The organism is Chryseobacterium sp. 1B4 (assembly GCF_036631475.1).
GTDB lineage: Bacteria > Bacteroidota > Bacteroidia > Flavobacteriales > Weeksellaceae > Chryseobacterium.
Genome location: NZ_JAPNUF010000013.1, coordinates 174,481 through 188,338 on the forward strand (window position 1 = coordinate 174,481; position 13,858 = coordinate 188,338).

10 protein-coding genes and 2 pseudogenes are annotated in these 13,858 nt (G+C 37.4%); 8 read left to right on the plus strand and 4 right to left on the minus strand.

Annotated features, from left to right (window positions below):
- Positions 1 to 26: 26 nt before the first annotated feature.
- A complete protein-coding gene (locus tag OWR28_RS26305) occupies positions 27 to 1,163 on the minus strand; it encodes a helicase-related protein (protein WP_332389154.1) in 1,137 nt (378 codons plus the stop codon).
- A 7-nt stretch (positions 1,164 to 1,170) separates the two neighbouring features.
- Positions 1,171 to 1,332, minus strand: a complete 162-nt coding sequence (locus tag OWR28_RS26310; protein ID WP_332389155.1) for a hypothetical protein — start codon at positions 1,330 to 1,332, stop codon at positions 1,171 to 1,173.
- A gap of 409 nt (positions 1,333 to 1,741) precedes the next feature.
- Between OWR28_RS26310 and rpsA the strand changes: the two genes are divergently transcribed.
- From rpsA to OWR28_RS26330, 4 genes and pseudogenes are all read left to right on the plus strand, one after another.
- Positions 1,742 to 3,532 (plus strand): 30S ribosomal protein S1, encoded by a 1,791-nt coding sequence (gene rpsA / locus OWR28_RS26315; RefSeq protein ID WP_002980663.1) that lies wholly within the window; start codon positions 1,742 to 1,744, stop codon positions 3,530 to 3,532.
- 382 nt (positions 3,533 to 3,914) lie between these two features.
- Positions 3,915 to 6,542: a T9SS-dependent M36 family metallopeptidase gene (locus tag OWR28_RS26320; RefSeq protein ID WP_332389156.1), complete on the plus strand. Its 2,628-nt coding sequence runs from the start codon at positions 3,915 to 3,917 to the stop codon at positions 6,540 to 6,542.
- 126 nt (positions 6,543 to 6,668) lie between these two features.
- A complete protein-coding gene (locus tag OWR28_RS26325) occupies positions 6,669 to 7,664 on the plus strand; it encodes a DMT family transporter (RefSeq protein ID WP_332389157.1) in 996 nt (331 codons plus the stop codon).
- Positions 7,665 to 7,735: 71 nt separating this feature from the next.
- Positions 7,736 to 8,727: pseudogene (locus OWR28_RS26330) on the plus strand (alpha/beta fold hydrolase).
- A gap of 6 nt (positions 8,728 to 8,733) precedes the next feature.
- Here the strand turns inward: OWR28_RS26330 and OWR28_RS26335 are convergent.
- Positions 8,734 to 9,869: pseudogene (locus OWR28_RS26335) on the minus strand (multidrug effflux MFS transporter).
- Positions 9,870 to 9,944: 75 nt separating this feature from the next.
- Between OWR28_RS26335 and OWR28_RS26345 the strand changes: the two are divergent.
- The 3 genes from OWR28_RS26345 to OWR28_RS26355 all read left to right on the plus strand — a co-directional run bounded on the left by OWR28_RS26345 (position 9,945) and on the right by OWR28_RS26355 (position 11,294).
- Positions 9,945 to 10,505: an AraC family ligand binding domain-containing protein gene (locus OWR28_RS26345; RefSeq protein ID WP_332389159.1), complete on the plus strand. Its 561-nt coding sequence runs from the start codon at positions 9,945 to 9,947 to the stop codon at positions 10,503 to 10,505.
- Positions 10,483 to 10,725, plus strand: coding sequence for a helix-turn-helix domain-containing protein (locus OWR28_RS26350; RefSeq protein WP_332389160.1), 243 nt, complete (start codon positions 10,483 to 10,485; stop codon positions 10,723 to 10,725). Before OWR28_RS26345 ends, OWR28_RS26350 begins: the two co-directional genes overlap by 23 nt.
- Before the next feature lie 101 nt (positions 10,726 to 10,826).
- Positions 10,827 to 11,294 (plus strand): SRPBCC domain-containing protein, encoded by a 468-nt coding sequence (locus OWR28_RS26355; RefSeq protein WP_332389161.1) that lies wholly within the window; start codon positions 10,827 to 10,829, stop codon positions 11,292 to 11,294.
- Positions 11,295 to 11,364: 70 nt separating this feature from the next.
- On the opposite strand, the gene rplS is transcribed toward OWR28_RS26355, so the two are convergent.
- Complete coding sequence (gene rplS, locus OWR28_RS26360) at positions 11,365 to 11,721, minus strand: 50S ribosomal protein L19 (protein WP_002980648.1); 357 nt, start codon at positions 11,719 to 11,721, stop codon at positions 11,365 to 11,367.
- Positions 11,722 to 12,052: 331 nt separating this feature from the next.
- Here rplS and OWR28_RS26365 point away from each other — a divergent pair, with 331 nt between their 5' ends.
- Positions 12,053 to 13,807 (plus strand): metallophosphoesterase family protein, encoded by a 1,755-nt coding sequence (locus OWR28_RS26365; protein WP_332389162.1) that lies wholly within the window; start codon positions 12,053 to 12,055, stop codon positions 13,805 to 13,807.
- Positions 13,808 to 13,858 lie beyond the last annotated feature (51 nt).

The window sequence follows — 13,858 nt, forward strand, 5'->3', positions numbered from 1 at the left end:
GACAATAGAAGTGTTGAGCAGAAAACTTAATAAGCAATCTCCATTTTCACTTTCTTTCCTTTCAGTTTTTCGTTCTGAAGCTTTCTCAAAAGTGCATTTACTTTATTTCTGGAAACGGCAACATAGGACGTAGTATCCTTTACTTCAATAATTCCCACATCCTCTTTCTGTAATTCGCCTTTCTTCAGTAAATAACCTACAATATCCACTTTGTTTACTTTATCCTTTTTGCCTGCACTGATGTATACCGTTTGGAAAGGTGTTTTTTGTGGAACTTTAGTAAATCCGGCAACACTTTCTTCGGGGGTGTTATTTTTAATGAACGGGAAGTTTTCCTCTTCAGTCATGATCAGATAGACAAAACCTTTGGCATTCATTCTTGCAGTACGTCCGTTTCGGTGGATGAAGGCATCTTCTTTCGGAGGCAGCTGGTAATGAACAATAGATTCTACTTCAGGAATATCAAGGCCGCGGGCAGCCAGGTCTGTTGTAATAAGAATCCTTGCGGAATCATTTCTGAATTTCAGCAGGGCACGTTCTCTTTCATCCTGTTCCATACCGCCATGGAAGGTTTCCCTGTCTATTCCCATCTGGTGAAGAAGTTCTGAAATACGGTCTACAGCATCACGGTGATTGCAGAAGATCAGGGTTCTTCTGTTTCCGATTTTACAAACCAGGTTGAAAAGCGTATCCAGTTTTTCCTCTGGAATCGTCATCACCTTTCTCAGTTGGAGATCCGGTTTTATATCATTTTCTTTCAGGAAGCTGATTACTTTTTCATCTTTCAATCCTGTAAAAGCAGGAATTTCATCCATAGTTGTTGCAGACGTCAGAATTCTCTGTGAAAGACCTTTTAAAGAATTACAAATAAATTCCATGTCATCATGAAAGCCCAGTTCCAGTGCTTTGTCAAATTCATCAAGAACCAGTGTTTTGATGGTTTTCGGATCAAAATTGTTATTTCTTAAATGATAAACAACTCTTCCCGGGGTCCCGATCAATACAGCCGGAGCTTCAATCAGATTATTAACCTCAATTTTCTTATCATGTCCGCCATAGCAAACAGAAACTTTAAAATCTGTTCCCATCGCTTTAAAAACCTGTTCAATCTGCAGGGCAAGTTCTCTTGCCGGAACCAATATCAATGCCTGAACGCCCTGCACGTTTTTTTCAGATTTCTGAGAACAGGAAATAAAAAGCAAGGGTTTTTCCGGATCCTGTAGGAGAGAGTAAAACAATATCCGTATTATTTTCAGACGCTTTATAAGTAGATTTCTGCATCTGATTCATATCCTGAATCTGCAGTTTCTGATAGATTGATTGTAGTTCCATAGTGCAAAGGTAGTGAATTTTGGAGTTTGAAAGTTCAGAGTGGGAGAGTCTTAGAGTCTGAGAGTAGGAGGGTTTGAGGGTTTGAGGGTTGTGAATGGGAGGTTTGAGATGATGATCAGTTATAGTTTGATGTTGCTGTCTTTCTGAATGCAGGGCAGTGAAGAATCTCCAGAATCCGTTGTACTGTTTTATGGAAAAGGATAAGGTGATATCTGATTATCATTGAGTTATATGAACTTTAAAGATTATATAACCTGTTGCTTATCTTAAATAAAATTCTTATCTTTGCACCCACTTTTTGTGGTAAAGGTCTGAGAAAGTAAAATATTAAATATTAATAACTTCCGTATTTTTCAATCACATTGATTAAGACCGTTGAAAGAGAAGGAATACAAATTTTTTTAGAATTATGTCAAAAGAGACAAATTCAGCTGAATTATTATTAAACCAAAACGTAGCACCTGAACAATTTGACTGGGATTCTTTCGAATCTGGTCTTGATGCTGATGCTAGAAAAGAGAAAAGCGATTTAGAAGAAATCTACAACGGATCTTTAAACAACTTAGACGATAATGACGTTCTAATTGGTAAAGTTGTAAGATTAACTGATAAAGAAGCTATCGTTGACATCAACTTCAAATCTGAAGGTGTTATCTCTCTTAACGAATTCCGTTACAACCAAGGCCTTAAAGTAGGTGACGAGGTAGAAGTAATGGTTGACAAAAGAGAAGACAAAACTGGTCAGTTACAATTATCTCACAGAAAAGCAAGAACGCTTAAAGCTTGGGATAAAGTAAACGAACTTCACGAAACTGGTGAAATCGTTAACGGTTTTGTTAAATCAAGAACTAAAGGAGGTATGATCGTTGACGTTCACGGAATCGAAGCATTCTTACCTGGTTCTCAAATTGACGTTAAGCCAATTAAAGATTACGATCAGTTCGTAGGAAAAACTATGGAGTTCAAAGTTGTGAAAATCAACCCTGAGTTCAAAAACGTAGTTGTATCTCACAAAGCATTGATCGAAGCAGATATCGAAGGTCAGAAAAAAGAAATCATCGCTCAACTTGAAAAAGGACAAGTTCTTGAAGGTACTGTTAAGAATATCACTTCTTACGGTGTATTCATCGACTTAGGTGGTGTAGATGGATTGATCCACATTACAGACCTTTCTTGGTCTAGAGTGAACCACCCATCTGAAATCCTTGAGGACGGACAGACTGTAAAAGTTGTAATCCTTGATTTCGATGATGAGAAAACAAGAATCCAATTAGGTATGAAGCAATTAGAAGCTCATCCTTGGGATGCTCTTTCTGCTGACCTGAAAGTAGGTGACAAAGTAAAAGGAAAAGTAGTAGTTCTTGCTGACTATGGTGCATTCGTAGAAATCGCTCCAGGTGTTGAAGGATTAATCCACGTTTCTGAAATGTCTTGGTCTACTCACTTAAGATCTGCCGGAGATTTCGTAAAAGTAGGTGATGAAGTAGAAGCTGAAGTATTAACTTTAGATAGAGAAGAAAGAAAAATTTCTCTTGGTATCAAGCAATTGTCTAAAGATCCATGGGAAAACATCGAAGCTAAGTATCCTGTAGGATCTCAGCATGTAGGAACTGTAAGAAACTTCACTAACTTTGGTGTATTCGTAGAGTTGGAAGAAGGTATCGACGGATTAATCTACATCTCTGATCTTTCTTGGACTAAGAAAATCAAGCACCCATCTGAGTTCTGCGCAGTAGGTGATAAATTAGACGTTGTAGTTCTTGAATTAGATATTCAGGCTAGAAGATTATCTCTAGGTCACAAGCAATTGACTGAAAACCCATGGGATAAATTCGAAACTAAATATGCTGAAGGAACTATCCACGCTGGTAAAGCTGTAGAAGTTCACGATAAAGGAGCTTCTGTTCAATTCGAAGATGCTGAAGTAGAAGCATTCTGCCCTTCAAGATTATTAGAGAAAGAAGATGGATCTAAAATCAAAAAAGGTGAAGAAGCTCAGTTTAAAGTAATCGAATTCAACAAAGAATTCAAGAGAGTAGTAGTATCTCACACAGGTATCTTCAGAGACGAAGAGAAGAAAAACGTAAAAGAAGCTTCTTCTAGAAACGTAACTTCTTCTTCTAACAACGAAGAAAGATCTACTCTTGGAGACATCGATGCATTAGCAGAGTTGAAAAGAAAAATGGAAGAAGGTAAATAATCTTTGAACCATTGATATAAATATGGAGCCGCTCATTTGAGCGGCTTTTTTTGTGAATCTATGTCATGAAGAACAGCAGAATATTTAAAATATTAAATAGCGAGTTTCTTCAAGTAAAATATTAAAAGTTAATTGGTATACACAATAAAAATTTATTAATAAAATGATTTAGCTGACGGAAATATTTAAATCAAAAGTATTTAAAAAGTCTCGAAACAAAACCTAATAAATCTAAATATATTATACTTTTCTGTTGATTGACAAATATGTAAAATAATTTTAATATTCTGTTCTATATATGTATTTCGTTATATTTTAATTTTTGATAAAAAATATTAAACTTGTGTGAATTATTTGTAGATTAGCGCCTTTAATAATGGATATGAAAAACAAAGCTTTACCTCTTTTATTTGCAGTATTTTCTGTATTTCCGGCAATATTATCCGGACAGGATAATGAAAAACTAATTAAAGATTATATTTCTCAAAACAACATAAGGGAATATAAAAAGTCTGACCTTAATAATTTCATTGTTGATAATGTAGATCCTTCAAAATCACTGAACGGAAACGTTATAAAATTTTTACAGACCTATAATGGCTTACCTATATACAGCTCTGTAGGAACTGCATTAATTAAGGATAATAAAATTGTTTATTACACAGATAATTTTGTAAAAGATTATACTACCGCTACATCAGGTACAGTTGCTATTAATAAAACTACAGCGCTTCAAAAGATTGCTGAAGAACTGAAGAACCCTGCTATTGCTGATTTTACCATTCTTGGATACCTTGAAAAGACGCAGAAAAGAGCTGCTTCAGCCAACCAAAGGCTGGTTTATACGAATGATGAAAATGGTAACCTTCGTCTTGCGTATGAATATACCTTAATGGAGCCAAAGACTCTCAATTACTGGAACATTTTAGTAGATGCCAACAATGGAAACATTCTGTTAAAAAATAACCTGACATTGTCATGTAATTTCCATCATGATGCTTATAGTTCAGATTCAGAGTACAGCCATGCTGATCATTTTGAAAATACATTAACGGGACCTCAAAATAATTTAGCAGAGAATAACATTCCATTACTTTTACCGGATAATGCATCATACAATGTATTTCCATTGCCTATTGAAGCGCCTACTTTTGGTTCCAGATCCGTCATCACCAACCCATGGATTCTGAGTGCTTCTCCTGAAGGATGGCATTCTGACGGAACCAATCATTATACCATTACGAGAGGAAATAACGTTTTTGCTTATGAAGATGCAGCAGGAACAGCTTTAACAGCTCCTGATTATCTTACAGGAACTCCGGCAGACGGAGGAGCTGCGAGGAATTTTGATTTCCCTTTTAATATTAATGAAACGCCATTAAACAACAGAAATGCTGCTATTACCAACTTATTTTATCTGAATAACAGGATTCACGATATTTTCTACAAATTCGGATTTACAGAATCTGCGAGAAATTTCCAGCAGAACAATTTTGGTAGTGGGCCTGTAGGAGGAGATGATGATTCTGTATATGCAGAAGCACAAGATGGAAGCGGCTTGAATAACGCAAATTTCTCTTCACCACAGGACGGTTACAATGGAAAGATGCAGATGTACCTTTGGTCTCCGGTAGGAAGAATATTTTATTATAATGCTCCTACTGCAGCTGTTGCCCGTACGCCGGGAGCCGGAACTGCGCAATTTGGAAATCCGTTGCCTATGAACGGGATAACCGGAGATGTAGCGCTTTCACCAGTGTTGGATGGCTGCACAGCTTTGCCGGCAAGTTCACTGACTGATAAAATAGGACTGGTTGAAAGAGGAACATGTGCTTTTGCAATTAAAGTAAAAAACCTTCAGGATGCCGGAGCTAAAGCAGCTATTGTGTATAATAATGTTGCGAATGGCTCTACTATAGGAAATATGGCAGGGAATGATCCTACAATTACCATTCCTTCAGTATTGATAACCAATACAGAAGGAGAATACATCAAAACTCAGCTTGCAGCAAGTACAACTGTAAATGTTACCCTAAAAGGAAATATGACGCCGGATGGCAGCTTTGATAACGGAATTGTAACCCATGAATACGGCCACGGAATATCAAACAGAATGACAGGTGCAGGATATGCATGTCTGAATGCTAATATTAGTAAAGAACAAATGGGAGAAGGCTGGTCTGATTTCTTTGCTCTGATGTTGACTAATAAAGCAGGTGACAATGCCACTGTAGCGCGAGGTACAGGTACTTATGCACTGGGGCAGGCGATAACAGGTGCCGGTATCAGACCGGCAAAATATTCAACAAATCTTGCCGTTAACGGATTTACCTATGGAAATACCAACGGAATGGAATACAATAACGGATCAGCAATCGTTCCGGATGTACACTCTATTGGTTTTGTATGGGCAACAATGTTATGGGATCTTCACTGGAAATATGTTGAGAAATATGGCTATTCTTCAGATGTATTATCAACAACTCCTAATGGAAGTACAAAAGTTTTACAGCTGGTAACAGATGCTCTGAAATTACAGGGATGTAATCCAAGCTTTATTGATGGAAGAAATGCAATACTGGCTGCAGAATTAGCTACTACCCAGGGACAGGATAAGTGTATGATCTGGGGAGTTTTTGCAAGAAGAGGTCTGGGAGTGAATGCATCTGCAGGAGTTAAAAATAATATCAATGATCAGGTTCAGGACTTCAATGTACCGGAAGAATGTTTACTGGCTACCAATGAAGTGAATGCTGATAAGAATAAGAATATCTCTATCTATCCAAACCCTGCTAAAGACGAGTTTTATATTAACTTCCCAAGCAATACCCTTGGAAAAGTGAGTGTAGAGCTTTATGACATGTCTGGTAAGTTGGTTTCTTCAGAAGATAAGATTTCACCGGATGCCAAGAAAGCAATCTCTACAAGCAATCTTGTCAACGGGACTTATATGGTTAAAATAAAAGGGCTTGGTTTCGAAGCAGCTTCGAAAGTAATGGTTAAAAAATAATTTACTTTTATAATTCATTTCAGAATCGCCACAAGCTAGCTTGTGGCGATTTTATTTATCCATTACCAAAGCACTTCAATATCATTTAATTTTTATATCGTACCTTTGCAGGCTGTTAAAAAAATTATGAAGAAGAAAAATATACTAAAAGGCGTTTTATTTGTAGGGATTGGAGCTAGTATATACGGTATGTTGGCCACTTTTGTGAAAATGGCTTACCATGATGGTTTTACAACCTCAGAAGTTACTACTTCCCAGTTCGTATTAGGTTTGACGGGACTTCTGATCCTTAATTTTATTCAAACCTTAACCTCAAAACAGAAATTATCGACGCCAAGTTCTAAAGAAGTCAGAATGCTGCTGCTTGCAGGAACTTCCCTGGGAGGAACGAGTCTGTTCTATTATATTGCGGTTCAATACATCAATGTTTCCATTGCTATTGTATTGCTGATGCAGTCGGTTTGGTTCAGTGTGGTAGTTGAAAGTATCCTTACCCGGAAACTTCCTAATGCAAGAAAAGTAGTTTCTGTGATTATTGTATTGCTCGGAACCGTTCTGGCAACCAATCTTATTAATATGGAAATAGAACTGGACTGGCATGGCGTCTTCTGGGGATTGATGGCAGCTGCTTCATATACCTTAACGATGTTTACTTCCAATACGCTGGCCACCCATCTTCCGGTTTTTAGAAAGAGTATCATCATGCTGGCAGGAGGTTCTGTAGTGGTTTTTGCATTTTTATTCTTTGCTCAGATAGGGCCGATGTATTTTGATGGCTTGAAATCATTATACTTAAATTTTACAGATAATACAGAGCATATTCATCCGTTCAACTATTCAATTTTCCTGACATACGGTTTTGTTCTGGCTTTGTTTGGGACGATCATTCCACCGGTTTTATTCAATATCGGTTTCCCGAATGCAGGATTAGGATTGGGAAGTATTGTTTCGTCACTTGAGCTTCCGGTTTCTGTAACGATGGCTTTTGTTTTATTGGGAGAAAAAGTATTTTTCATCCAATGGGTAGGAATTGCCCTGATTCTTTTTGCTATTGTTTTGATGAATTTACCTTCGAAAAAGAAAAAGAAGTTTCAATGGCAGAAGTATCTTAAAAATATTTAACTAAAAATAACAGTTGAAACCGTTCCCGTTGGAGCGGTTTTTTTTAATTTTAGTCTTTAAAATAAAGCTTCATGAAATATTTCAGAAATATAATAGCCGTTTTCACAGTAACGGTGTCCGGTTTTATGTTTTCACAGGTAAGGCCTTTGGATGCAATGTTATCTGATTATCAATATCCCTATGAAGTACATTTTCTTAATTTAAAGTCCCAGGGAGAAGATCTGAAAATGGCTTATATGGATGTAAAGCCACAAAGACCAAATGGAAAAGTAATCATGCTTCTTCATGGGAAAAATTTTAACGGAGCATATTGGGAAAGAACTGCGAAAGACCTTTCTGATAGGGGATTCCGGTAATCATTCCGGATCAGATAGGATTTGGAAAGTCTTCAAAACCTCATGCTTACCAGTTTTCCTTTTCACAGCTGGCAGAAAATACCAAAGCGGTTCTGGATGAATTAAAAATTGATAAAACAATAGTGCTTGGGCATTCAATGGGAGGAATGGTGGCAACCAGATTTACGTTACTGTATCCCGATAAAGTGCAGAAACTGATTCTCGAAAATCCGATAGGACTCGAAGATTATAAAGCTTTCGCAGCCTACCAGACCATTGATAAGGCCTACCAGTCTGAGCTTAAAAACACAGCGGAAACCTATAAAAATTATCAGCTGAAATTCTATTATGATAACAAATGGAAAGAAGAATACCAACCCTGGCTTGACTTAATTGCAGGATGGACTCTTCATAAAGATTATCCTCAGGTGGCCTGGGATGCAGCGCTTACTTCGGATATGATCTACAACCAGCCGGTATGCTACGAGTTTAAAAATATCAAAGTTCCTACATTGCTTATTATTGGTACGAGAGACAGAACCGCGATAGGAAAGGACAGAGCCCCTAAAGAACTTCAACCTAAAATGGGACAGTATCAGGAACTGGGAAAGAAAACCCAACGTGAAATTGCAGGTTCAAAGCTTGTGGAAATCGATAATGTTGGGCATCTTCCTCATATAGAAGTATATCCGAAATTTTTTGAAGCACTGTATAATTTTATACAATAGATTAATTTATTTGTTCTTAAAAAATAATAAAGTACAAACTCCAATTCCTGAAAACAAGACACACGAAATTCCCAGATTTTGTATAAACCCAATACTTATCAGTCCTGAACCTATCAATATATAATAAATCAACCCTAATAAAGCTCCTGCAGTTCCTGTTTCATTTTTGTAATTAATTAGTGCGGTACTCAGAATATTCGGAATGGCAATGCTGAATGCCATCACAATAAGAAAGTAAGGGATTAAAAAACAGATTCCTGTATTGATAAGAATCCATACAAATACCGAAGCAATGAATGCTGAAAATGTACTCACTTTCACTAAATAGTCAGGTTGTATATTTTTCAGCAGCAGAAACCGGTTGAGCTTTGCTCCGGCGAATGTGCCTCCAGCCAGAATGATGCTGCTGTATCCGAAAGTATAAGAAGAATAATGATTTTCTTTAAATATAAACGGAGCCAGTGAATAATATGAAAACAGCAGGACATTAAAACTCATGATCAGTAAACAGCATTTAACGATGCTCTGATCACGAAGCATCCGTTTCAGTAAATTGATTAAAGTCTTTATATTGATGGATTTCTTTGAGCGATGAGTTTCAGAAATCTTCTGCCTGGAAAGTAGTAAAAAAAGTATACCCAAAATACACAATGTAATAAATATGCCCTGATGTCCGCCGAAGGAGGCCAGTATTGAACCGGTAACCATTCCTATTACCGGACTGATAGACAAACCGATTCCGATCCAGGAAAATACTTTGCTGATATTGTCTTTGTCAAAAGTATCCCTTAAAATGGTCTGGGTTGCAATAGAACCCACAGCAATTCCGAATGCGGAAATGATTCTGGCGCCCAGAAGAGTGATAAAATCAGGAGCGAAAATAGCTGCCAGGGTGCCTGCCCCATAGGTGATAAGACCGTATTCCAAGGATTTTTTCTTCCGATCCTGTCGCATTGAACTCCCCAAAATGCAACTCCCAATGCAAATGCTATAAAATATAAGCTGATGGTCAGAGTAGCTGATTCTTCATTGATTCCAAAATGGTTTTGTACCATCGGCAAAACGGGACTGTAAATAGTTTCTGCAAACTGTGGAAGCATAACAAGTAGAGTCAGGAGCCAGATTGGATTTGTCTTTTTCATTTTTTCCTGCAAAGTTTCCAAAAAATCAATGTATATTTATAATGATATAAAAACAAAAAATATCAAAAATAGGACATGGCTGTACTGAAACAGAATGAAGACTTTAATGCAGACTCAATTCATGAACAAGTAGTCGGCATAGCTTCTGATATGGTAATGCATGATTCCGGATTTCATTTTCATACAACAAAAGCCCAGTTGCTGTATGCACCGGCTGGCTGTATGACAGTGACTACCTCTGACAGGCAATTGATACTTCCTCCGTTCAGGATGCTTTGGATTCCTGCCCATGAAGTTCACCGGGTGAATTTCAGGAATATTGTAGCCTACAGGTCAATCTATTTTGACGTAAGCTACTCCAGGAAATATATGAAGCCTGATCTGAAGGTTCTTCATGTAAACTCTTTGTTAAAGGAGATTATTGAAAGGATTTGTTTTTGGGAATGGTCGGATCTTGGTAATGATCAGGCTAACCTTTTAAAAGTATTCTGGGATGAAATGAGTAAAGCTCCGGAAGAAAAACTGGAACTTAAAATGCCGAAGGATAAACGTTTTGCAAAAGTTGCTGAAGAATGGACGTTACGGCAGTCTGTACCGCCAATGCTGAAAGATCTTGCAAAAAAACCGGAGCTGTAGAAAAACTATCAGCCGCATTTTTAAAAAAGAAACCGGACTGTCTTATCAGGATTGGAGACAGCAATGGCGGCTTCAGCGATCGATTGAACTTTTGGCAGAAAGCAACTCAATAGGAGAGGTGTCACATATTTTAGACTTCTCATCAGACAGTGCTTTTATAGATTTTTTCAAAAAATATACAGGAACAACGCCTTTGCAGTATCTTATGAAGAATGAGTAATTGATGTTTTGCATCTTTAATGTTCTGTATATTTCTTGTCTTATGAAAAGTCTGATTCAGAATAATTTACATAAAATTGTAGTACCTAATACAATAATTTTATGAAAACAATCAATACAAATAGCGTTGAGAATTACACCCATATAATGGAGGTCAATACTACAGCAGATAAAGTATTTCATGCTCTGACCCACGAAATTCCTCTCTGGTGGACTGAAATGTTTGAAGGATCATCTTCACAGGTGGGCAGCGTCTTTACCATAAGATTCGGAGATCAGATTCACAAAACAATGCAGATAAAAAAATTAACGGACAATGCAGAAATTGTCTGGTTGGTAGAAGATTCACTGATTGCGCTTCCTGAATTAAAAAATCAGACGGAATGGATAGGAACAACAATTGTCTGGGAAATTGAACAGAATAATAATATCACCAAGGTAAAGCTTACCCATATCGGCCTGAATCCGGATATTGAATGCTATGAAATCTGTTCCGGCGGGTGGCAGCAATTCCTTGGGAGTTTAAAAAAGTTTCTGGAAACAGGGAGCGGAACTCCATATAAAAAATAAGGGAATACTTCAACAAAAAAAGAGACTGTTTATAGGTAACAGCCTCTTTTTGCATTTATTGTTGTCTGAATTATTTCTTCTTGTAAGCAGCGTCTTTGATTCTTGCTTTTTTACCTCTAAGGTCTCTGAAGTAGTAAATTCTAGCTCTTCTAACTCTACCTCTTCTGTCAACTTCAATCTTCTGAAGTGCAGGCATGTTGATAGGGAATACTCTTTCTACACCTACATCACCACTCATTTTTCTGATCGTGAAAGTTTTTGTAGAACCAGTACCTCTCAATTGGATAACTGTTCCTTTGAAGAACTGAGTTCTTGTCTTTTGTCCTTCTTTAATTTCGTAATACACAGTAATTGTATCACCTGCTTTGAATTCAGGGAATTCTTTTTTCGCGATGTACTTGTCTTGTACGTACTTTAATAAATCCATTATTAATAAATAAAATGTTAAAGCTAAGCAACTTACACGTTTTTCGTCAGAGGTTGAATAACAGGTTGCAAATGTACAAAATAGTTTTCAAATATGCCAAATAATTTATGTGCTAAAAACTATAATTTTTTCTTCCTGATTTTGTTCAAAATTTAACGGTTTCTTTAAAATACCATCAGCCAGAGTTTATATATGAACTCTACTTTTGCCCGAAATGAAAATCTGAACAGGGATTTTTAAATGACTGATTTACAATTCGAAATTCTATATGTTATTTTAAAACGAAAACGATTATGAAACATTATTTCTTCTTTTTTGTTTCGCGGTCCAGATGGCTTTCGGGCAGGTTTTGTTTCCTTATTTACAAAATCCCACTCCGAATTCTATGATCGTCAATTGGAAAACTTCTTCCAATAATGAAACAACAGTAATCTATGGAGATTCTCCATCCAATCTGAACGTGACGGTAACCGGAACCACCAATATTTTTTCAGATACGGGATACAACAACAACTACTATTATCACACGGCAAAGATTACCAATCTGCAGCCTAATACAAAGTATTATTATAAGATAAAAACAGGAACCAGTGAGTCTGCTGTTTATAATTTCAGAACACTTCCCCTGCCGGGACAGGCTGCAACGGCCAATGGGAAGATCCGTTTCCTTATCATGGGTGACAACCAGATCAAAGCAGAACCAAGATATGATACGCTTACATTGAATGCTTATAAAAAATTAAAGGAAAAATTCGGGGCTGCTTCAGATCCTTCAGATAATATTGCCCTTACCTTTATGGTGGGAGATCAGGTGGATGTGGGAACACTGGATCACTATGAGAATGTTCACTTTAAAAAGAATATCAAGCTATCTCCGTATCTGCCTATTCAGACAACGGTAGGAAATCATGAAACCTACGGTACTTTAGGAATGAATTCTTATTATGCCCACTTTTATATTGACGAAATCAAATATAAGAATATCAGTTCCGGTAATGAGAACTACTATGCCCAGCAGGCCGGGAATGTTTTATTTGTAAGTTTAAGTTCCGAACATACAGGATCAGCACAGCAGACCTGGCTTCAGCAGGTCTTAACGGCAGCTAATGATGATCCGACTGTAGACTGGATTATTTCTTTAAGCCACAGACCTTATCAGGCTGAGCAGTATGTAGGAGACATCTCCACATGGGTGAGAGAAAATGCGGTACCGCTTCTGGTAACTTCCAATAAATATCTGATGCACGTTGGAGCTCACCATCATTTATACCACAGAGGTCAGCTTAAAAATACCCCGAATTATCAGATTATTTCCGGAGGAACAGCCTGGGATCAGTACTGGGGAATGTCTAATGAGCAGGATTTTGATGATGTTCAGAAAACCCTTACAGACTGGACGTACCAGATTGTGGAAGTAGATGTCCCAACCGGAAAGGTTGATGTTGAATGCTATTCTATCGGTGGGGTGTACAATAAGAAAAACAATGTGCTGGTAGATTCTTTCCACAGGTATAAAAATCAGCCTAAGCCGGCGAAACCAACTATTACAAACAATTTTTCAGGTCCGATTACTTTACCTTTAACCTTGAATGGAAGTGCATTTTCTTCTTCCAGCGGAGAACTGTTGAATACAACTCAGTTCCTGATCAGTAAAGCTTCGAATTTTTCTGTAATTGAAAAAGAATTTTACCGTGATTTTGAAAACTGGTTCGGAAAAGACGGAAACGGAACTCCGGATAAAACCAAAAACCTGAATGATGGAGTAGACATCACTAAAGCAACATTGGCAGCGAATTCTATTCCGAATGGAATTTATTACGTAAAAACACGTTACAGAGACCGAAACCTTGAATGGAGCGACTGGAGTGATGTGAAGCAGTTCGAAATTACAGGGAGTGTGGTGTCAAACCCGACTTTTACTTTAGACAAAACAGAATATGCTCAGAATGAAGCCATCACAGCTACTTTCACAGGAGGCCCCGGAAATCAGCAGGACTGGGTAGGAATTTATAAGAAAGGACAAACTCCGCAACAACCACTTCACAAGGATATATTTATACGAATGGACAGACTGCAGGAACCGTAACTTTCAATAATGGTCTTCCTAATAAAGGCCAGTATTTTGCAGGTTTTTTTG